Source organism: Streptomyces sp. NPDC001663, assembly GCF_042893105.1.
In the GTDB taxonomy this organism is placed as follows: Bacteria; Actinomycetota; Actinomycetes; order Streptomycetales; family Streptomycetaceae; genus Streptomyces.
The window spans coordinates 523,530-544,330 of sequence record NZ_JBIAUR010000001.1 but is presented as its reverse complement, the minus strand read 5'-3'; the positions used below and the strand labels follow the sequence as shown (position 1 = coordinate 544,330).

The 20,801-nt window shown below is 70.1% G+C and carries 20 protein-coding genes; 17 read left to right on the top strand and 3 right to left on the bottom strand.

Annotation, left to right across the window (positions count from 1 at the left end):
* The first annotated feature begins 206 nt into the window (after positions 1 to 206).
* Positions 207 to 716 (top strand): ATP-binding protein, encoded by a 510-nt coding sequence (locus ACFY1L_RS02620; RefSeq protein ID WP_388818893.1) that lies wholly within the window; start codon positions 207 to 209, stop codon positions 714 to 716.
* 6 nt (positions 717 to 722) lie between these two features.
* Here the strand turns inward: ACFY1L_RS02620 and idi are convergent, their stop codons facing one another.
* From idi to galE, 3 genes are all read right to left on the bottom strand, one after another.
* Positions 723 to 1,316, bottom strand: coding sequence for an isopentenyl-diphosphate Delta-isomerase (gene idi, locus ACFY1L_RS02615; protein WP_388817003.1), 594 nt, complete (start codon positions 1,314 to 1,316; stop codon positions 723 to 725).
* Positions 1,317 to 1,572: 256 nt separating this feature from the next.
* A complete protein-coding gene (locus ACFY1L_RS02610) occupies positions 1,573 to 2,514 on the bottom strand; it encodes a cation diffusion facilitator family transporter (RefSeq protein WP_388817000.1) in 942 nt (313 codons plus the stop codon).
* 133 nt (positions 2,515 to 2,647) lie between these two features.
* Positions 2,648 to 3,613 carry a UDP-glucose 4-epimerase GalE gene (gene galE, locus ACFY1L_RS02605; protein WP_388816998.1) on the bottom strand — a complete coding sequence of 322 codons (966 nt, stop codon included), beginning with the start codon at positions 3,611 to 3,613 and terminating at the stop codon, positions 2,648 to 2,650.
* Positions 3,614 to 3,892: 279 nt separating this feature from the next.
* Here galE and ACFY1L_RS02600 point away from each other — a divergent pair, with 279 nt between their 5' ends.
* The 16 genes from ACFY1L_RS02600 (at position 3,893) to ispG (ending at position 20,789) form a co-directional block, all read left to right on the top strand.
* Entirely contained in the window at positions 3,893 to 5,680 is a 1,788-nt protein-coding gene (locus tag ACFY1L_RS02600; protein ID WP_388816995.1) for a DUF5941 domain-containing protein, read from the top strand.
* Positions 5,677 to 6,429, top strand: coding sequence for a sugar phosphate nucleotidyltransferase (locus ACFY1L_RS02595; protein ID WP_388816992.1), 753 nt, complete (start codon positions 5,677 to 5,679; stop codon positions 6,427 to 6,429). The genes ACFY1L_RS02600 and ACFY1L_RS02595 overlap by 4 nt, the downstream gene beginning before the upstream one ends.
* Positions 6,417 to 7,478 (top strand): iron-containing alcohol dehydrogenase family protein, encoded by a 1,062-nt coding sequence (locus ACFY1L_RS02590; RefSeq protein ID WP_388816989.1) that lies wholly within the window; start codon positions 6,417 to 6,419, stop codon positions 7,476 to 7,478. The genes ACFY1L_RS02595 and ACFY1L_RS02590 overlap by 13 nt, the downstream gene beginning before the upstream one ends.
* Positions 7,456 to 8,235: a CDP-alcohol phosphatidyltransferase family protein gene (locus tag ACFY1L_RS02585; RefSeq protein ID WP_388816986.1), complete on the top strand. Its 780-nt coding sequence runs from the start codon at positions 7,456 to 7,458 to the stop codon at positions 8,233 to 8,235. Before ACFY1L_RS02590 ends, ACFY1L_RS02585 begins: the two co-directional genes overlap by 23 nt.
* Before the next feature lie 8 nt (positions 8,236 to 8,243).
* The gene (locus ACFY1L_RS02580) at positions 8,244 to 9,116 is read left to right on the top strand and encodes a glycosyltransferase family 2 protein (RefSeq protein ID WP_388818890.1); all 873 of its coding nucleotides are present in this window, start codon (positions 8,244 to 8,246) and stop codon (positions 9,114 to 9,116) included.
* A gap of 96 nt (positions 9,117 to 9,212) precedes the next feature.
* Complete coding sequence (locus ACFY1L_RS02575) at positions 9,213 to 10,142, top strand: ABC transporter permease (RefSeq protein WP_388816983.1); 930 nt, start codon at positions 9,213 to 9,215, stop codon at positions 10,140 to 10,142.
* The gene (locus tag ACFY1L_RS02570) at positions 10,135 to 10,914 is read left to right on the top strand and encodes an ABC transporter ATP-binding protein (protein WP_388816980.1); all 780 of its coding nucleotides are present in this window, start codon (positions 10,135 to 10,137) and stop codon (positions 10,912 to 10,914) included. Before ACFY1L_RS02575 ends, ACFY1L_RS02570 begins: the two co-directional genes overlap by 8 nt.
* 386 nt (positions 10,915 to 11,300) lie before the next feature.
* Entirely contained in the window at positions 11,301 to 12,203 is a 903-nt protein-coding gene (gene hpnC / locus ACFY1L_RS02565; RefSeq protein WP_388816977.1) for a squalene synthase HpnC, read from the top strand.
* Complete coding sequence (hpnD, locus tag ACFY1L_RS02560) at positions 12,200 to 13,150, top strand: presqualene diphosphate synthase HpnD (RefSeq protein WP_388816974.1); 951 nt, start codon at positions 12,200 to 12,202, stop codon at positions 13,148 to 13,150. The genes hpnC and hpnD overlap by 4 nt, the downstream gene beginning before the upstream one ends.
* Positions 13,150 to 13,287 carry a DUF6380 family protein gene (locus ACFY1L_RS02555; RefSeq protein ID WP_388816971.1) on the top strand — a complete coding sequence of 46 codons (138 nt, stop codon included), beginning with the start codon at positions 13,150 to 13,152 and terminating at the stop codon, positions 13,285 to 13,287. Before hpnD ends, ACFY1L_RS02555 begins: the two co-directional genes overlap by 1 nt.
* Complete coding sequence (hpnE, locus tag ACFY1L_RS02550) at positions 13,284 to 14,711, top strand: hydroxysqualene dehydroxylase HpnE (RefSeq protein ID WP_388816968.1); 1,428 nt, start codon at positions 13,284 to 13,286, stop codon at positions 14,709 to 14,711. The genes ACFY1L_RS02555 and hpnE overlap by 4 nt, the downstream gene beginning before the upstream one ends.
* Complete coding sequence (locus ACFY1L_RS02545; RefSeq protein ID WP_388816965.1) at positions 14,711 to 15,838, top strand: polyprenyl synthetase family protein; 1,128 nt, start codon at positions 14,711 to 14,713, stop codon at positions 15,836 to 15,838. The genes hpnE and ACFY1L_RS02545 overlap by 1 nt, the downstream gene beginning before the upstream one ends.
* Positions 15,839 to 15,957: 119 nt before the next feature.
* Positions 15,958 to 17,958 carry a squalene--hopene cyclase gene (gene shc, locus ACFY1L_RS02540; protein WP_388816962.1) on the top strand — a complete coding sequence of 667 codons (2,001 nt, stop codon included), beginning with the start codon at positions 15,958 to 15,960 and terminating at the stop codon, positions 17,956 to 17,958.
* The gene (locus tag ACFY1L_RS02535; protein ID WP_388816959.1) at positions 17,958 to 18,599 is read left to right on the top strand and encodes a 1-hydroxy-2-methyl-2-butenyl 4-diphosphate reductase; all 642 of its coding nucleotides are present in this window, start codon (positions 17,958 to 17,960) and stop codon (positions 18,597 to 18,599) included. The genes shc and ACFY1L_RS02535 overlap by 1 nt, the downstream gene beginning before the upstream one ends.
* A 5-nt stretch (positions 18,600 to 18,604) precedes the next feature.
* A complete protein-coding gene (gene hpnH, locus ACFY1L_RS02530) occupies positions 18,605 to 19,627 on the top strand; it encodes an adenosyl-hopene transferase HpnH (RefSeq protein WP_361269876.1) in 1,023 nt (340 codons plus the stop codon).
* Between the two features lie 4 nt (positions 19,628 to 19,631).
* Positions 19,632 to 20,789, top strand: a complete 1,158-nt coding sequence (gene ispG / locus ACFY1L_RS02525; RefSeq protein ID WP_388816956.1) for a flavodoxin-dependent (E)-4-hydroxy-3-methylbut-2-enyl-diphosphate synthase — start codon at positions 19,632 to 19,634, stop codon at positions 20,787 to 20,789.
* Positions 20,790 to 20,801 lie beyond the last annotated feature (12 nt).

Genomic DNA, 20,801 nt, shown 5'->3' with positions numbered 1-20,801 from the left:
GGGTGCCGTCAAACCCGTACAACCCGAATAGTTCGCGAAGTCGGCTGAAGGGGAACAGGAGCAGTCCCACAACTGACCGTGTCATACGCCAACGGTCATAAGTGCTCGATACCTGCTGACTTCTGTTCAGTCATCCGGGGCGGTGCGGGTCGTTACCAACACTCAGACGTGTGGTGACAATCGAGCGCAAGGGTGGCGACCGGACGATGGAGAACCACGGGCGCGGGTCCGGCCCACGCCCAGAAGGCGGCGCGGACGAGCCCCTCGACCCGGGGCCCGCGCAGCCACTGCCGTACGAAGGTGTCTGGCGGTTCACAGCTCCCGCCGCCGACGCCTCGGTCCCGCAGGCGCGACATGCCGTACGGGACCTGCTGTACCGCCAGGGCGTGCCCATCTCCGACGACCTGGTGCACGGACTGCTGCTGATCGTCTCGGAGCTGGTCACGAACGCCGTCCGGCACGCGGCGCTGCTGTCGCCGATGCTCGCCGTGGAGGTTGCCGTCGGCGCCGAGTGGGTGCGGGTGTCGGTGGAGGACAACCACCCCTACCGCCCGACCGCTCTGGAGACCGACCACAGCGGCGAGGGCGGCCGGGGGCTGCTCCTGGTCAGCGAGGTGACCCGGGAGGCGGGCGGTGTGTGCGACGTCGAGCACACGGCGAGCGGCGGCAAGGTGATCTGGGCCGCTCTCCCGCTCAAACCCGTGCGGGTCCTCTGAGGGGGGTCACCAGCCGGCGGACGGGCCGGTCAGCTCCCTGACCGCGGGGCGGGCCGCGTCCAGCACGGTCATGAACCAGGACGAGAAGGTGTCCTTCGCGTGCCGCTCCGCCAGTTCCGCGGGGGTCACGAAGGCCGTCGCGCCGACCTCCTCCGGGTCCGGCCGCAGCGGTGACTGCACCATGCCGACGAAGAGGTGGTTGTACTCCTGCTCGACCAGGCCCGAGTCCGGGTCCGGGTGGTTGTAGCGGACGGTGCCCGCCTCGGCGAGCAGCGACGGGGAGACCCCGAGCTCCTCGTACGTCCGCCGGGCCGCCGCTGCGAAGGGGGACTCGCCGGGGTAGGGGTGGCCGCAGCAGGTGTTGGACCACACGCCGGGGGAGTGGTACTTGCCGAGCGCCCGCTGCTGGAGCAGCAGCCGGCCGTGCTCGTCGAAGAGGAAGACGGAGAAGGCGCGGTGCAGCTGCCCCGGCGGCTGGTGGGCGGCGAGCTTCTCCGCGGTGCCGATCGTGACGCCGTTCTCGTCGACCAGTTCCAGCAAAATCGCGTCTGCGGTGCCGTTCGACGGACTGTGCGTCGCGGTGGCAGGTGTGATCGGCATACCCATCCTTCACATCGGTCTTCGCGCCCCAAGTGTGCCGCACGAATCCGGCACTCCCGGCACTTCACGGCACGCCCGCATGTCCCGCGCGCGGCGCGGACCACGGCCGTCACCGGTTGAAGACCGGAAGAGGGGCCCGATAGTTGATCGTGCCCTTCGTGGTCGGCGGGGAACCGTCCCGGGCAGCGCTGTGAGGCTTAACGACGCAGGGTCGCGCCGGACGGCTGCATTCCGGCCATGAGGCGCCTCACCTGCCTCAATGGCACAGTTTCGCCTCGTGTTCCGCGTGCCCGACCGGTTCCAGCTGGAAGGTGCAGTGCTCCACGTCGAAGTGGCCGCCCAGGCACTCCTGGAGCTCGTGCAGCATCTTCTCGTGGCCGATCGCGCTGAGGACGTCGGAGCGCACGACCACGTGCGCGGAGAGCACCGGCATCCCGGAGGTGATCGTCCAGGCGTGCAGGTCGTGGACGTCCTCGACACCGTCCAGGCCGAGGACGTGGGCCCGCACCTCCGCCATGTCGACGCCCCTGGGGGCCGCCTCCAGCAGCACGTCCAGCGTCTCGCGCAGCAGCTTGAAGGTGCGCGGCACGATCATCAGGCCGATGACGAGCGAGGCGATCGGGTCGGCGGCCTGCCAGCCCGTGGCCAGGATCACCAGCGCCGAGATGATCACCGCGAGTGAACCCAGCGCGTCCGCCGCCACCTCCAGGAACGCCCCGCGCACGTTCAGGCTGTCCTTCTGGCCGCGGACGAGCAGCGTGAGGGAGATCATGTTCGCGACCAGACCGATCGCGCCGAAGACGATGGTCAGCCCGCCCGCGGTGTCGGCCGGCGTGATGAACCGCTGGATCGCCTCGTACAGGACATAGCCGCCGACCCCGAGCAGCAGCAGACAGTTGGCGAGCGCGGCGAGGATCTCGGCGCGGGCGTACCCGAAGGTGCGGTTGCCGGTCGGCGGGCGGTTGGCGAAGTGGATCGCGAGCAGCGCCATGCCCAGCCCGAGTGCGTCGGTCGCCATGTGCGCGGCGTCCGCGATCAGCGCGAGCGAGTCCGCGAGGACACCGCCGACGATCTCGACGACCATGACGGTGAGCGTGATCGACAGCGCGACGCGCAGCCGCCCGCGGTAGGCCGCCGCGGCCGTGCCGGTGGGCGGCGCGTGCGTGTGCGCATGCCCGTGATCGTGCCCAGCCCCCATGACAGCCGCCCTCCTGTGTTCCGCCCGGGATCACAGTGAACTACGGGTGGGGGGTATCGGGCAACGCGGCACTGAACACCGTTGTCATGTGCCCTGACCTGCGGAAACGATGCGCAGGTCAGGGCACCCTCAGCTACTTTCCGTGATGCAGCTGCCAGCCCCGCCAGGCCGACTCGACCATCTCCCGCACCCCGCGCCGGGCTTTCCAGCCGAGCTCCTCGGCGGCCCGGGCGGCGGAGGCGACCGCGCACGGCGCGTCCCCCGGGCGGCGTCCCTCGACGACGGGTGTGCGCCGGTCGCCGGTCACCTCGCCGATGACCGTGATCAGTTCGCGTACGGAGACGCCCTCGCCGCGCCCGATGTTCACCGTGAGATCGCCGCTGCGGCCCTCGAGCCGCCGTGCGGCCGCCAGATGCGCCTCGGCCAGGTCGGCGACGTGGATGTAGTCGCGGATGGCGGTGCCGTCCGGCGTCGGGTAGTCGTCGCCGAAGATCCGCGGGGCCTCGTCGTGGGTGAGCCGGTCGAAGACCATGGGGACGATGTTGAAGACGCCCGTGTCGGCCAGCTCGGGCGCCGCCGCGCCCGCCACGTTGAAGTAGCGCAGGCACACCGTCGCGAGGCCGTGCGCACCGCCCGCCGCCCGCACCAGCCACTCCCCGGTGAGCTTGGTCTCGCCGTACGGGTTCACCGGCGCGCACGGAGTGTCCTCCGTGATCAGCTCCACATCGGGGTTGCCGTACACGGCCGCCGACGAGGAGAACAGGAACTTCCCGATCCCGGCCCCGGCCACCGCCTCCAGCAGCGTCGCGAGACCGCCGACGTTCTCCCGGTAGTAGCGCGTGGGCTGCGCCACGGACTCGGCGACCTGCTTGCGCGCCGCGAGATGTACGACACCGGTCACGCCGTACTCGGCGAAGACTTTCCGCAGCAGCTCGCCGTCGAGCGTCGAGCCCTCGACGAGCGGGACCTCCGCGGGCAGCCGCGCGGGCACCCCGGCCGAGAGGTCGTCCAGCGCGACGACGCGCTCCCCGGCGCCGGCCATCGCCCGCGCCACATGGGCCCCTATGTATCCCGCTCCGCCTGTGATCAGCCAAGTCATGGTCGCCCACCCTATGTCGACCCCGCCCCGCGGCCCCCAATGTCCGGGATGCCTGATCTGGTCCGCGCGGTTTGTGGCCGGAGCCCCGGATCACCGATGATGATCGCGGCAAAGGCCGGTGGAGACGGCGTTGATCGGCCCGTGAACGGGCGGTGAACACCGCTCTCCGGGCATCCGATAGCCTCTGCCGACATGCCGCCCGCCTGGTGCAGCCAAGGGGCGCCCCCACCATGCACATGACCGGCGCCGGCGCGTCGGCACCTCAGGGAGTGAGTTCGGTTGTCGACCGCCATCCTCACCGGTCAGCCGGTCCCCGGATCGTCGATCGAGGGCGATCTGCGGTCCCTCGGCTTCGACGTCCGGGTCGCCTCCGACGCCGCCGACGCCGAGACCCTGCTCGCCCAGGTGCCGGGCGGTGAGCGGGTCGCCGTCGTCGACGGCCGCTTCGTCGGCCACCTGCACGCCCTGCGCCTCGGCCTCACCGACCCGCGCTTCGACCTCGCCGCGATCCCCGGCGCCGTCACCGCCCAGTCGGCCGGACGTCAGGCCCTGACCCGGGCGATGGCCCGCGAGAGCTCGGCGAGCGGGGGAACCGCCGTCGCGGTGGACAGCCTCGCCGACCGCGTCGTCACCGCCCTGGACACCGACGGCGCCGACGTCCACCGCCCCGAACTCGGCAGCCTGGTCGCCGTCGTCCCCGCCGACCCGCAGTCCCGCAACGAGGCCCGGCAGGCCGTGGCGAACGTCGACGACGAAGCCGTACGCCTCAAATCCGCCGTGAAGTCCCGCGACGGCTTCTTCACCACGTTCTTCATCAGCCCGTACTCCCGCTACATCGCCCGCTGGTGCGCCCGCCGGGGCCTGACCCCGAACCAGGTCACCACGGCCTCGCTGCTCACCGCACTGATCGCGGCGGCCTGCGCGGCCACCGGCACCCGCGGCGGCTACATCGCCGCGGGCGTCCTGCTGATCGCCTCGTTCGTCCTGGACTGCACCGACGGCCAGCTCGCCCGCTACTCCCTGCAGTACTCCACGCTCGGCGCCTGGCTCGACGCGACCTTCGACCGCGCCAAGGAGTACGCCTACTACGCGGGCCTCGCCCTGGGAGCGGCCCGCGGCGGCGACGACGTATGGGCCCTCGCCCTCGGCGCGATGATCCTGCAGACCTGCCGGCACGTCGTCGACTTCTCCTTCAACGAGGCCAACCACGACGCCACTGCCAACACCAGCCCCACCGCCGCCCTTTCCGACAAGCTGGACAGCGTCGGCTGGACGGTCTGGGTCCGGCGCATGATCGTGCTGCCGATCGGCGAGCGCTGGGCGATGATCGCGGTGCTCACGGCGGCCACGACCCCTCGGATCACCTTCTACGTCCTGCTCATCGGCTGCGCCTTCGCCGCGACGTACACCACCGCGGGCCGGGTGCTGCGCTCGCTGACGCGCAAGGCCCAGCGCACCGACCGGGCGGCGCAGGCGTTGGCGGACCTCGCGGACAACGGCCCGCTCGCCTCCCTCGTGGCGCGTGCCACACGGGTCCGCCTCGGCGCCCCGCTGCTGGTGGCGGCGGCCGGCACGGCCGTCCTCGCCGTCTCCCTCTTCTCCGGGGTCACCTGGGCACCCGTCGCAGGCGCCGTCGTCTACACGATCACCGCCGGTCAGGCGCTGTACCGCCCCCTCAAGGGCGCCCTCGACTGGCTCGTCCCGCCGCTGTTCCGGTTCGCCGAATACGGCACTGTCCTGGTACTGGCGGCCAAAGCAGACGTGAACGGAGCCCTTCCTGCGGCTTTCGGCCTGGTGGCGGCCGTCGCCTACCATCACTACGACACGGTGTACCGCATCCGCGGCAACGCCGGAGCGCCCCCGGCCTGGCTGGTGCGCGCCGTCGGGGGGCAGGAGGGGCGGACGCTGCTCGTCACCGTCCTGGCCGCCGCGCTCACCGCCTCGCAGTTCAAGGTCGCGCTCACGGCGCTCGCCGTGGCCGTCGCCCTGGTGGTGCTCGTCGAGAGCATCCGCTTCTGGGTGTCCTCCGGGGCTCCCGCCGTACACGATGAAGGAGAACCCGCATGATCGGCCTCGTGCTGGCGGCCGGCGCCGGACGGCGTCTGCGCCCCTACACCGACAGCCTTCCCAAGGCTCTGGTGCCGGTGGGGCCCGCGGGCATAGAGGGCGAACCCACGGTTCTGGACCTGACCCTCGGCAACTTCGCCGAGATCGGCCTGACCGAGGTCGCGATCATCGTCGGCTACCGCAAGGAGGCCGTGTACGAGCGCAAGGCCGCCCTGGAGCAGAAGTACGGCCTCAAGCTCACCCTCATCGACAACGACAAGGCCGAGGAGTGGAACAACGCCTACTCCCTGTGGTGCGGCCGTGACGCCCTCAAGGACGGCGTGATCCTCGCCAACGGCGACACCGTCCACCCGGTCTCCGTCGAGAAGACGCTGCTCGCCGCCCGCGGCGAGGGCAGGAGGATCATCCTCGCCCTGGACACGGTGAAGAACCTGGCCGACGAGGAGATGAAGGTCGTCGTCGACCCCGAGAAGGGCATGACGAAGATCACCAAGCTGATGGACCCCGCCGAGGCGACCGGCGAGTACATCGGCGTGACGCTCATCGAGGGCGACGCCGCCCCCGAGCTGGCCGACGCCCTGAAGGCGGTCTGGGAGACCGACCCGCAGCAGTTCTACGAGCACGGGTACCAGGAGCTCGTGAACCGCGGCTTCCGGATCGACGTGGCGCCGATCGGCGACGTCAAGTGGGTCGAGATCGACAACCACGACGATCTCGCCCGCGGACGGGAGATCGCGTGCCAGTACTGACGAGGCTGATTCCCTCACCGCTCGTCGTGGACATCCGCCCGGGTGCCCTCGACGACCTGGCCGGTGTGCTCGCCGACGAGCGGATCTCGCACTCCGGCCGGCTCGCCGTAGCGGTGAGCGGCGGCTCGGGCGCGAAGCTGCGCGATCGGCTCGAGCCGTCGCTGCCTGGCGCGACCTGGTACGAGGTCGGCGGCGGCACCCTGGACGACGCGATCCGGCTGGCCGGCGAGATGAAGGCCGGTCACTACGACGCGGTCGTCGGCCTGGGCGGCGGCAAGATCATCGACTGCGCCAAGTTCGCCGCGGCGCGCATCGGCCTGCCCCTGGTCGCCGTGCCGACGAACCTCGCGCACGACGGCCTGTGCTCGCCGGTCGCGACCCTGGACAACGACGCGGGGCGCGGGTCGTACGGTGTCCCGAATCCGATAGCGGCAGTCATCGACCTCGATGTCATCCGCGAGGCACCGGTGCGCTTCGTGCGCGCGGGCATCGGCGACGCGATCTCCAACATCAACGCGATCGCCGACTGGGAGCTTGCGAACCGCGTCAAGGGCGAGAAGATCGACGGACTGGCCGCCGCCATGGCCCGTCAGGCCGGTGAGGCCGTGCTGCGGCACCCGGGCGGCGTCGGCGACAACAACTTCCTGCAGGTGCTCGCCGAGGCGCTGGTCCTCACGGGCGTCGCAATGTCGATCTCCGGAGATTCGCGCCCCGCCTCGGGTTCCTGCCACGAGATCAACCACGCCTTCGACCTGCTGTTCCCCAAGCGTGCCGCGAGCCACGGCGAGCAGTGCGGCCTCGGCGCCGCCTTCGCCATGTACCTGCGCGGAGCCCACGAGGAATCGGCCTACATGGCCGAGGTGCTCCGCCGGCACGGGCTGCCGGTGCTCCCGGAGGAGATCGGCTTCACCGTGGACGAGTTCGTCCGCGCCGTGGAGTTCGCCCCGGAGACCCGGCCCGGCCGCTACACGATCCTCGAACACCTCGACCTGAAAACCGACCAGATCAAGGACACCTACGCCGACTATGTCAAGGCCATCGGTAGCTGAACTCCGCCCGGTCGTCCACCCCGCAGGGGTCAAGGACCGGCGCAGCGGTGAGCACTGGATGGGACGCCTCTACATGCGTGAGGTGTCCCTGCGGGTCGACCGCTACCTGGTGAACACCAGGGTCACGCCCAACCAGCTCACGTACCTGATGACCGTATTCGGCGTGCTCGCGGCCCCGGCACTGCTGGTGCCCGGCATCCCCGGGGCCGTGCTGGGCGTGGTCTGCGTCCAGATGTATCTGCTGCTGGACTGTGTCGACGGCGAGATCGCGCGCTGGAAGAAGCAGTACTCGCTGAACGGCGTCTACCTCGACCGCGTCGGCGCCTACCTCACCGACGCCGCTGTCCTCGTCGGCTTCGGCCTGCGCGCCGCCGACCTGTGGGGCGGCGGCCGTATCGACTGGCTGTGGGCCTTCCTCGGCACGCTGGCCGCGCTCGGCGCGATCCTGATCAAGGCCGAGACCGACCTGGTCGGCGTCGCCCGGCACCAGGCCGGGAAGCCCCCGGTGCAGGAGGCCGCCGCCGAGATGCGCTCCTCCGGCATGGCGCTGGCCCGCCGGGCCGCGGCCGCCTTCAAGTTCCACCGGCTGATCCTCGGCATCGAGGCGTCCCTGCTGATCCTGGTCCTGGCCTTCGTCGACCAGGCCCGCGGCGACCTGTTCTTCTCCCGGCTCGGTGTCGCGGTGCTGGCCGGTATCGCGCTGCTGCAGACCCTTCTGCACCTGGTGTCGATCCTTGCGTCGAGCAGGCTGAAGTGAGCACGCCCATGAAGGTCGGCGCGGTGATCATCACCATGGGCAACCGCCCCGACGAGCTCCGCGCGCTCCTCGACTCGGTCGCCAAGCAGGACGGCGACCGTGTCGAGGTGGTCGTGGTCGGCAACGGCTCACCCGTCCCGGACGTCCCCGACGGCGTCCGCACCATCGAGCTGCCGGAGAACCTCGGCATCCCCGGCGGCCGCAACGTCGGCATCGAGGCCTTCGGCCCCAGCGGCCGCGACGTCGACATATTGATGTTCCTCGACGACGACGGCCTCCTCGCGGGCCACGACACCGCCGAGCTGTGCCGCCAGGCCTTCGAGGCCGACCCCAGGCTCGGCATCATCAGCTTCCGCATCGCCGACCCCGACACCGGGGTCACCCAGCGTCGGCATGTCCCGCGCCTGCGCGCCGCCGACCCGATGCGCTCCTCCCGGGTCACCACCTTCCTCGGCGGCGCCAACGCCGTACGCACCCAGGTCTTCGCCGAAGTCGGCGGCCTCCCGGACGAATTCTTCTACGCCCACGAGGAAACCGACCTGGCATGGCGGGCCCTCGACGCGGGCTGGATGATCGACTACCGGTCCGACATGGTGCTGTACCACCCGACGACCGCGCCCTCGCGGCACGCGGTCTACCACCGCATGGTCGCCCGCAACCGCGTCTGGCTCGCCCGCCGCAACCTCCCCGCGCTCCTCGTCCCGGTCTACCTCGGGGTCTGGATGCTGCTCACCCTCGTCCGCCGCCCCTCGCGGCCCGCCCTGAGGGCGTGGTTCGGCGGGTTCCGGGAAGGCTGGACCACTCCGTGCGGGCCGCGCAGGCCCATGAAGTGGCGTACGGTGTGGCGGCTGACCCGACTGGGCCGACCCCCTGTGATCTGACAAGCTCGTTCCTGTGAGCCATCGGACCCGAGGCGGGTCCCGGATTCATGCCAAGCCCGCACAGGCTGCGCATCCAGAAGACGAAAGTTTCCCCCTGTGAGTGAGACAACGCACGACGCCACGGTCGCCCTGAGCGCGTCCGTGTCGCCCGACGAGGGCCTCGCGGCGCCCCAGCTCGCCGCCAAGTACGGGCTGACCGTGAGCGGTGCCCGGCCGTCCCTCGTCGAGTACGTCCGCCAGCTCTGGGACCGGCGTCACTTCATCCTCGCCTTCTCGCGGGCGAAGCTGACCGCCCAGTACAGCCAGGCGAAGCTCGGTCAGCTCTGGCAGGTGGCGACGCCGCTGCTGAACGCGGCCGTCTACTTCTTCATCTTCGGCGTCATCCTGAACGCCAGCCGGGGCATGTCCAAGGACGTGTACATCCCGTTCCTGGTCACGGGCGTGTTCGTGTTCACCTTCACGCAGAGCTCGGTGATGGCGGGCGTACGCGCGATCTCCGGCAACCTCGGCCTGGTCCGCGCGCTGCACTTCCCGCGCGCCTCGCTGCCGATCTCCTTCGCGCTGCAGCAGCTCCAGCAGCTGCTGTTCTCGATGATCGTGCTGTTCGCCGTGGCGATCGGCTTCGGCAGCATCCCGGACCTGTCCTGGCTGCTGATCGTCCCGGTGCTGGCCCTGCAGTTCCTCTTCAACAGCGGCCTCGCGCTGATCATGGCCCGCGCGGGCGCCAAGACCCCGGACCTGGCACAGCTGATGCCGTTTGTCATGCGTACGTGGATGTACGCGTCCGGCGTGATGTTCTCCATCCCGATCATGCTGGCCGACAAGCCGCAGTGGCTGGCGACCGTCCTGCAGTGGAACCCGGCCGCGATCTACATGGACCTGATGCGCTTCGCGCTCATCGAGGACTACGGAGCGGAGAACCTCCCCGACCACGTCTGGGCGGCCGCGGGCGGCTGGGCGGTCCTGATCGCCCTCGGCGGCTTCGTGTACTTCTGGAAGGCGGAGGAGAGGTACGGCCGTGGCTGAGAACCAACAGGAAGACCGCATTCCCACGGTCATCTCCGACGAGCTGCACATCGTCTACCGCGTCCACGGCGCCAAGACCGGCAAGGGCAGCGCCACCGCTGCCCTCAGCCGCATCGTCAAGCGCGGCGAGGAGCGCGGCGTGCGCAAGGTGCACGCCGTCAAGGGGGTCTCCTTCGTCGCCTACCGCGGTGAGGCCATCGGCCTCATCGGCTCCAACGGCTCCGGCAAGTCGACCCTGCTGCGCGCCATCGCGGGCCTCCTCCCGGCGGAGAAGGGCCGCGTCTACACCAACGGCCAGCCCTCGCTGCTCGGCGTCAACGCGGCCCTGATGAACGACCTGACGGGCGAGCGGAACGTCATATTGGGCGGGCTCGCCATGGGTATGACCCGCGAGCAGATCAGGGAGCGCTACCAGGCGATCGTCGACTTCTCCGGCATCAACGAGAAGGGCGACTTCATCACCCTGCCGATGCGCACCTACTCCTCCGGCATGGCGGCCCGTCTGCGCTTTTCCATCGCCGCTGCCAAGGATCACGACGTCCTGATGATCGACGAGGCGCTGGCGACCGGTGACCGCAAGTTCCAGAAGCGCTCCGAGGAGCGCATCCGTGAGCTGCGCAAGGAAGCCGGCACGGTGTTTCTCGTCAGTCACAACAACAAGTCGATCCGGGACACCTGCGACCGCGTCCTGTGGCTGGAACGCGGCGAGCTGCGCATGGACGGGCCGACCGAAGAGGTCCTCAAGGAGTACGAGAAGTTCACGGGCAAGTAGTCCACCCCGACCTGGACACACTGGCCAGAACGCTTCGCGGGGCCCCGCCGGAACTGTTCCGGCGGGGCCCCGCGTCTGCAAAGGAAACGTCAACTCGGTTTCGCTCAAGGAATCTTGACGCCAATCGGTGTGTTGTTGTGATGTGCAGGACACCCCAGGGATCCTCGCTGCGTTGTACAACGTAAGCTGTACCGGTCCCGAAACGCGGCAAGTGGGGCGATAATGCGCGACACCCTCAAGCGGGACAACCGTGCGGACGGCCGGGCGGCGTGTCCGAAATAGTGCGTATTGGGTCGGCAGTGTAGAACGGGAGATGTGACGGCAATGGCTACGGAAACTCCCCAGCTCCACGCAGCATGTGCCGTCCCCGCCCCGGGCAGTCCGCGGTGACGGGAACCGGCACGTCGCGCGCCGGTGATCCGGAGCGCGACACGCTCGACAAGGCCGCGGGCGAGAACTTCCCCGTGGCACCTTTCTTCCTGCCCAGGGCCTGGCGCGACGACCTCATGGCGGTGTACGGATTCGCCCGCCTCGTCGACGACATCGGCGACGGCGACCTGGCCCCCGGCGGCGCCGACGCCCGGCTGCTCGGCGTGTCGCCCGAGGACGCCGAGGACCGGCTGCTGCTCCTGGACGCCTTCGAGACCGATCTGAACCGCGTCTTCGACTCCACCCCCCGCCACCCCCTGCTCCGCCGCCTCCAGCCGACGGTCCGCCGCTGCTCGCTCACCCCCGAGCCTTTCCTCGGCCTGATCGCCGCCAACCGCCAGGACCAGCTGGTCAGCCGGTACGAGACCTACGACGACCTGGTCGCCTACTGCCAGCTGTCGGCCAACCCCGTCGGCCGCCTGGTCCTCTCGGTCACCGGCACCTCGACCCCGGAGCGGATCCGTCTGTCCGACGCGATCTGCACGGCGCTCCAGATCGTCGAACACCTGCAGGACGTGGCCGAGGACCTCGGCCGCGACCGGATCTATCTGCCGGCCGAGGACATGAAGCACTTCCATGTTCAAGAGGCAGATCTCGCCACGCCCACCGCGGGCGCATCGGTGCGCGCACTGGTTGCATACGAAGCAGAACGCGCCCGGAATCTCCTGAATGAAGGCGCCCCTCTGGTGGGTAGCGTCCACGGCAGGCTGAAGCTGCTGCTCGCGGGGTTCGTGGCGGGGGGAAGGGCGGCGATCCGAGCGATCGCCGCCGCCGAATACGACGTACTTCCCGGCCCGCCGAAGCCCGGCAAGGTGCAGCTGCTGCGCGAGGTGGGCGTGACTCTGCGAGGAGAGGGGTGATCCGGACCGTGGAGTTGGAACAACACGTGTCCGCACCGGTACTCGCCGCCTACAGCTACTGCGAGGCCGTCACCGGACAGCAGGCCCGTAATTTCGCGTACGGGATCAGGCTGCTGCCGACGCCCAAGCGCCGCGCGATGTCGGCGCTGTACGCGTTCTCCCGGCGCGTCGACGACATCGGCGACGGCGCGCTGGCCGACGACGTCAAGGCCGCGAGACTCGAGGACACCCGGTCGCTGCTGACCCGGGTGCGCGAGGGCGCGGTCGCCGAGGACGACATCGACCCCGTCGCGGTCGCACTCGCCCATGCCGCGGAGACCTTTCCGATCCCGCTCGGCGGCCTGGACGAGCTGATCGACGGCGTGCTCATGGACGTCCGCGGCGAGACCTACGAGACCTGGGACGACCTCAAGGTCTACTGCCGCTGCGTCGCGGGCGCCATCGGACGGCTCTCGCTCGGCGTGTTCGGTACGGAACCGGGGGCGCGCGGCGCCGATCGCGCGCCGGAGTATGCCGACACGCTCGGGCTCGCGCTGCAGCTCACCAACATCCTCAGAGACGTCCGCGAGGACGCCGAGGGCGGCCGCACCTATCTGCCCTCCGACGACCTCGCGAAATTCGGGTGCTCGGCCGGGTTCAACGGCCCGACCCCACCGGAGGGCTCCGACTTCGCGGGCCTCGTGCACTTCGAAGTGCGACGGGCCCGCGCCCTTTTCGCCGAGGGCTACCGACTGCTTCCCATGCTCGACCGGCGCAGCGGCGCGTGTGTCGCCGCCATGGCCGGCATCTACCGCCGGCTGCTCGACCGCATCGAGCGCGACCCGGAGGCCGTCCTGCGCGGCCGGGTCTCGCTGCCCGGCCGGGAGAAGGCGTACGTCGCCGTCCGCGGGCTGTCCGGCCTGGATGCCCGGCATGTGGCACGGAGGACCGTCAGGAGGCGCGCCTGATGGACAAAACGGTCCAAGGTGATTCCACCGGAGAAAAGCGGCACGCAACCCTCCGGGTAAGGACGGCGTCCCTGACTGCGACGGCCTGCCGTGCACGGTTCAACCACGGCGGTCACGCAGGGGAGGGTGCGCGATGAGCGACGGCACGCAGTCCGAGGGGCTGGCTGCTGACACCCGGGGACGATCCGGGCGGGACGCCGTCGTGGTCGGCGGCGGGCTCGCCGGCATCACCGCCGCACTCGCGCTCGCCGACGCGGGCGTCCGCGTCACCCTGATCGAGGGCAGGCCCCGGCTCGGTGGCCTCGCCTTCTCCTTCCAGCGCGGCGAACTGACCGTCGACAACGGACAGCACGTCTACCTGCGCTGCTGCACCGCCTACCGCTGGTTCCTCGACCGCATCGAGGGGACGGCGCTGGCGCCGCTGCAGGATCGTCTCGACGTGCCCGTACTCGACGTCGACAAGCCCGAGGGGCGGCGGCTGGGCAGGCTGCGGCGCGACGCCCTGCCCGTACCCCTGCATCTGGGGCGCAGCCTGGCGACGTATCCGCATCTCTCGCTCGCCGAGCGGGCCAAGGTGGGGCGTGCCGCGCTCGCGCTCAAGGGGCTCGACCTCGCCGATCCGAACCTGGACACGCAGGACTTCGGCAGCTGGCTGACCGCGCACGGTCAGTCGGCGCGTGCCATCGAGGCCCTGTGGGACCTGGTCGGGGTCGCCACCCTCAACGCGGTCGCGGGCGACTCCTCGCTGGGGCTCGCCGCGATGGTGTTCAAGACCGGTCTGCTGTCCGACCCGGGCGCGGCCGACATCGGATGGGCGCGCGTCCCGCTGGGCGAACTGCATGACCGTCTCACCCGCAAGGCGCTCGACTCCGCGGGCGTCCGTACCGAGGTCCGTACACGCGTCACCTCCATCTCTACTGACGAAAACGGGCGCCTACGCGTTCAGGTTCCCGGCGAGCGGCTGGAAGCGGACGCCGTCGTGCTCGCCGTACCCCAGCGCGAGGCCCATGACCTGCTGCCGGAGGGCGCGCTCGACGCCCCCGAAAAACTTCTGGAAATCGGCACCGCGCCGATCCTCAACGTGCATGTCGTCTACGACCGCAAGGTGCTGGAGAAGCCGTTCTTCGCGGCCCTCGGCACCCCGGTCCAGTGGGTCTTCGACCGCACCGACGCCTCCGGACTGCGCGAGGGCCAGTACCTCGCACTGTCCCAGTCGGCCGCGCACGACGAGATCGACGAGCCGGTCGCCGAGCTGCGCGAGCGCTACCTGCCCGAGCTGGAGCGGCTGCTGCCCGGCGCGCGCGGTGCAGAGGTGAAGGACTTCTTCGTGACCAGGGAGCGCACGGCGACGTTCGCTCCCACCCCCGGCGTCGGGCGGCTGCGGCCCGGCGCCCGCACCAAAGCCCCCGGCCTCTACCTGGCCGGAGCGTGGACCGCCACTGGGTGGCCCGCGACCATGGAGAGTGCGGTCCGCAGTGGTGTGAGTGCGGCGGACGCCGCGCTGAGCGCCCTGGGCCGGCCCCGCCCGAGTCACCTCTTCGAGTTCGAGGAGGCGGCGTGATGCTCGATCAGCATGCGGCAGGTCCCCGCACTTCCGGTACCGCAACAAGAGGAGAGACTGTGCCCACTGTGCCCCCGGCCGAGACGGCTGCCGACGCGGTGGACGTGACCGCGCTCCTGGAGCGCGGCCGGACCCTTGCCACACCGGTACTGCGGGCGGCCGTGGAACGCCTGGCCCCTCCCATGGACACCGTTTCCGCCTACCACTTCGGCTGGATCGACGCCGACGGCAACCCCGCGGACGGGGACGGCGGCAAGGCCGTGCGCCCCGCCCTCGCGGTGCTCTCGGCCGAGGTCACCGGCGCCGCACCCGAGGTCGGCATCCCGGGCGCCGTCGCCGTCGAACTCGTCCACAACTTCTCCCTCCTGCACGACGACCTGATGGACGGCGACGAACAGCGCCGCCACCGCGACACCGTCTGGAAGGTGCACGGCCCCGCCCAGGCGATCCTCGTCGGCGACGCCCTGTTCGCCCTCGCCAACGAGATCCTGCTGGAACTCGGGACGGTCGAGGCCGGCCGCGCCACCCGCCGCCTCACGACCGCCACCCGCGCCCTGATCGACGGCCAGGCGCAGGACATCTCCTACGAGCACCGCGACCGCGTCAGCGTCGAGGAGTGCCTGGAGATGGAGGGCAACAAGACCGGCGCCCTGCTCGCCTGCGCCAGCTCCATCGGCGCGGTGCTCGGCGGCGCGGACGGCCGCACCGCCGACACCCTGGAGAAGTACGGCTACCACCTGGGCCTCGCCTTCCAGGCCGTCGACGACCTGCTCGGCATCTGGGGCGACCCGGTCTCCACCGGCAAGCAGACCTGGAGCGACCTGCGCCAGCGCAAGAAGTCCCTGCCGGTCGTGGCCGCGCTCGCGGCGGAAGGTCCCGCCGCCGAGCGGCTGGGCGAGCTCCTCGCCGCCGACGCCAAGAGCAGCGACTTCGAGAACTTCTCCGAGGAGGAGTTCGCGGCCCGCGCCGCCCTCATCGAGAAGGCGGGCGGCCGCGAGTGGACCGCCGAAGAGGCGCGTCGTCAGCACACCATCGCCATCGAAGCCCTGGACGCCATCGACATGCCCGACCGGGTACGGGCCCAGTTCGCGGCGCTCGCCGACTTCGTCGTCGTACGAAAGAGATGATCACTATCGGTCGAACAACCCTTGCGTAGTCGCCGGCCGGTGCCACGGGCACCAGGACAGCACCGGCCGACGGCGGACCCACAGCAGCACGACTCGCACGACTGCACGAAGGGGAAGCCATGACAGCGACGACCGACGGAAGCACCGGGGCTCTACCGCCCCGAGCTGCCTCGGCCAGGGATACCGACAGCACGAGCCCCGTGGCGGCGGGGGTCCGCGATGCCGCCGTACGCGCCGTCCAACGCTCCACCGACTTCCTGCTGTCCCAGCAGGACGCCCAGGGTTGGTGGAAGGGCGACCTCGAGACCAATGTGACCATGGACGCCGAGGATCTTCTTCTACGGCAGTTCCTGGGCATCCTCGACGAGGCCACCGCGCACGCCGCAGCCCTGTTCATCCGCGGCGAGCAGCACGAGGACGGCACCTGGGCCAGCTTCTACGGCGGGCCGGGCGAACTCTCCACCACCATCGAGGCGTACGTCGCGCTCCGGCTGGCCGGCGACGAGCCGGACGCACCGCACATGGCGAAGGCCTCCGCCTGGATCCGCGAGCAGGGCGGCATCGCCGCGGCCCGAGTCTTCACCCGGATCTGGCTCGCGCTGTTCGGCTGGTGGAAGTGGGAGGACCTGCCCGAACTCCCGCCGGAGCTCATCTACTTCCCCAAGTGGGTACCGCTCAACATCTACGACTTCGGGTGCTGGGCCCGGCAGACGATCGTCCCGCTCACGATCGTGTCGGCGAAGCGGCCGGTGCGGCCCGCGCCCTTCCCGCTCGACGAACTGCACACCGACCCGGACAACCCGAACCCGCCCAAGCCCCTTGCCCCGGTGGCGAGTTGGGACGGCGCCTTCCAACGCCTCGACAAGGGCCTGCACCAGCTGCGCAAGGTCGTGCCGCGCAGGCTGCGCAAGGCGGCCATGAACTCCGCCGCCCGCTGGATCATCGAGCGGCAGGAGAACGACGGCTGCTGGGGCGGCATCCAGCCGCCGGCCGTGTACTCGGTGATCGCGCTGTACCTGCTGGGCTACGACCTCGAACACCCCGTGATGCGCGAGGGGTTGGCCTCGCTGGACCGTTTCGCCGTGTGGCGCGAGGACGGGGCCCGGATGATCGAGGCCTGCCAGTCGCCCGTGTGGGACACGTGTCTGGCGACCATCGCGCTCGTCGACGCGGGCGTGCCCGCCGATCATCCGCAGCTCGTCAAGGCGGCGGACTGGATGCTCGGCGAGGAGATCGTCCGGCCCGGTGACTGGGCGGTCAAGCGGCCCCAACTGCCGCCCGGCGGCTGGGCGTTCGAGTTCCACAACGACAACTACCCCGACATCGACGACACCGCCGAGGTGATCCTCGCGCTGCGCCGGGTCCGGCACCACGACCCGGAGCGGGTGGAGAAGGCGATCGGGCGCGGGATGCGCTGGAACCTCGGGATGCAGTCGAAGAACGGCGCGTGGGGCGCCTTCGACGTCGACAACACCAGCCCCTTTCCCAACCGGCTGCCGTTCTGCGACTTCGGCGAGGTCATCGACCCGCCGTCCGCCGACGTGACGGCACACGTGGTGGAGATGCTGGCCGTCGAGGGCCTCTCGCACGACCCGCGCACCCGGCGCGGCATCGAGTGGCTGCTCGCCGAGCAGGAGCCGGACGGCTCGTGGTTCGGGCGCTGGGGCGTCAACTACGTCTACGGCACCGGATCGGTCGTACCGGCCCTTGTCGCGGCCGGATTCCCCGGCTCGCACCCGGCGATCCGGCGGGCCGTGGCCTGGCTGGAGTCGGTCCAGAACGACGACGGCGGCTGGGGCGAGGACCTGCGCTCCTACAAGTACGTCAAGGAATGGAGCGGCAAGGGCGCCTCCACCGCCTCGCAGACCGCGTGGGCGCTGATGGCACTGCTGGCCGCGGGGGAGGAGGACTCCAAGGCCGTCGAGCGCGGCGTCGAGTGGCTCGCGGCCACCCAGCAGGAGGACGGCTCCTGGGACGAGCCGTACTTCACCGGGACCGGCTTCCCCTGGGACTTCTCGATCAACTACCACCTCTACCGGCAGGTCTTCCCGCTCACCGCGCTCGGGCGGTATGTGCACGGAGAGCCGTTCGCCGCCAAACCCGTCGGCAAGGGGGGCTGATGAGCACCCAGCCCGCCCCGGCCCCGCTGCTGATCGCCTGCGCGCTCGGCATCGAGCAGCTCGCGCTGCGCAGCGGTGACCGCAGCGGTGCCGGCGGGCCGGTCACCGTCCTGCGGACCGGCATGGGGCCGAAGGCGGCCGAGCGGTCCGTCGCCCGGGTCCTGGCCGACCCGGCGCTGAGCGAGGCCGCCGTGCTGGCCACGGGCTTCTGCGCGGGGCTCGCCCCCGGCATGCACCCCGGTGATCTGGTCGTCGCCGAGGAGACCCGGGATCCGGACGGAACCGTTCCCTGCCTGGGGACCGACCTACTCGTCAAGGAGCTGGCGCGGGCCGTACCCGGACGCACCGTCCATACCGGACCGCTCACCGGCTCCGATCACGTCGTCCGTGGTCACGAACGGTCGGATCTGCTCACGACCGGCGCGATTGCGGTCGACATGGAATCCGCCGCGACGCTCCTGAGCGCCGTGCGGACGGGCGAGCGCCCGGTTGCGGCCGTACGAGTGGTCGTGGACGCTCCTGAACATGAACTTGTTCGAATCGGCACGGTACGCGGTGGAATATCGGCTTTCCGCGTCCTTCGTGCCGTTCTTCCAGCTTTCTTCGAATGGCACCGTTCTTTGCTGCTCCCCAGGAGGTGAGCCAGATGGCCATGCCGCTGCGTCAGTCCATCAAGGTCGCTACGTACTTGGCTGAACAGAAGCTCCGCAAGCGGGACAAGTTTCCGCTGATCGTGGAGCTGGAACCCCTCTTCGCATGCAACCTGAAGTGCGAGGGCTGCGGCAAGATCCAGCATCCGGCAGGTGTCCTCAAGCAGCGCATGCCGGTCGCACAGGCCGTGGGAGCGGTGCTGGAGTCCGGTGCGCCGATGGTGTCCATCGCGGGCGGCGAGCCCCTGATGCACCCTCAGATCGACGAGATCGTGCGGCAGTTGGTGGCGAAGAAGAAGTACGTCTTCCTCTGCACCAACGCCATGCTGCTGCGCAAGAAGATCGACAAGTTCAAGCCCTCTCCGTACTTCGCCTTCGCCGTGCACATCGACGGGCTGCGCGAGCGGCACGACGAGTCGGTGGCGAAGGAGGGCGTGTTCGACGAGGCCGTGGAGGCGATCAAGGAGGCCAAGCGGCGGGGCTTCCGGGTCACCACCAACTCCACCTTCTTCAACACGGACACCCCGCAGACCATCATCGAGGTGCTCAACTTCCTCAACGACGACCTCAAGGTCGACGAGATGATGATCTCGCCCGCCTACGCCTACGAGAAGGCACCCGACCAGGAGCACTTCCTGGGCGTGGAGCAGACCCGCGAGCTGTTCAAGAAGGCCTTCGCCGGCGGCAACCGCCGTCGCTGGCGGCTGAACCACTCGCCGCTGTTCCTCGACTTCCTCGAGGGCAAGGTCGACTTCCCGTGCACCGCCTGGGCGATCCCGAACTACTCGCTCTTCGGCTGGCAGCGCCCCTGCTACCTGATGAGCGACGGGTACGTGCCGACGTACCGCGAACTGATCGAGGACACCGACTGGGACAAGTACGGCCGCGGCAAGGACCCGCGCTGCGCCAACTGCATGGCGCACTGCGGCTACGAGCCCACCGCCGTCCTCGCCACCATGGGGTCCCTGAAGGAGTCCCTGCGCGCGATGCGCGAGACGGTCTCCGGAAACCGGGAGTGACACGATGACCGCCGTCTCCTTGGGCGTCCCCGAGGTACCGGCCCGTCCGATCGCCGAGCGGCGTGTGTCGCGGCAGATCCATGTCGGGCCGGTGGCGGTCGGGGGCGGGGCACCGGTGTCGGTGCAGTCGATGACGACGACCCGTACGTCCGACATCGGCGCCACCCTGCAGCAGATCGCGGAGCTCACCGCGTCCGGCTGCCAGATCGTCCGGGTCGCCTGTCCGACGCAGGACGACGCGGACGCCCTCGCCACCATCGCCCGTAAGTCGCAGATCCCGGTGATCGCGGACATCCACTTCCAGCCGAAGTACGTGTTCGCGGCGATCGAGGCGGGCTGTGCGGCCGTACGCGTCAATCCCGGCAACATCAAGAAGTTCGACGACCAGGTGAAGGAGATCGCGCGGGCCGCCAAGGACCATGGCACGCCGATCCGGATCGGGGTCAACGCGGGGTCGCTCGACAAGCGGCTGCTCCAGAAGTACGGCAAGGCCACTCCGGAGGCGCTCGTGGAGAGTGCGCTGTGGGAGGCCTCGCTCTTCGAGGAGCACGACTTCCGGGACATCAAGATCTCGGTGAAGCACAACGACCCGGTTGTGATGATCGAGGCCTACAAGCAGCTCGCGGCGCAGTGCGACTACCCGCTGCACCTGGGTGTGACCGAGGCGGGCCCGGCGTTCCAGGGCACGATCAAGTCGGCGGTGGCCTTCGGGGCGCTGCTGTCCCAGGGCATCGGCGACACGATCAGGGTGTCGCTGTCCGCGCCCCCCGCCGAGGAGGTCAAGGTCGGCATCCAGATCCTGGAGTCGCTGAACCTCAGGCAGCGGCGGCTGGAGATCGTCTCCTGTCCGTCCTGCGGGCGTGCCCAGGTCGACGTCTACAAGCTGGCCGACGAGGTCACGGCGGGCCTGGACGGCATGGAAGTTCCGTTGCGGGTGGCCGTGATGGGCTGTGTGGTCAACGGCCCGGGCGAGGCACGGGAGGCTGACCTGGGGGTCGCCTCCGGCAACGGCAAGGGGCAGATCTTCGTCAAGGGCGAGGTCATCAAGACCGTGCCCGAGTCGAAGATCGTGGAGACCCTCATCGAGGAGGCGATGAAGATCGCCGAACAGATGGAACAGGACGGCGTCGCGTCGGGGGAGCCGGCCGTCACCGTGAGTTGAACAGCACGGACC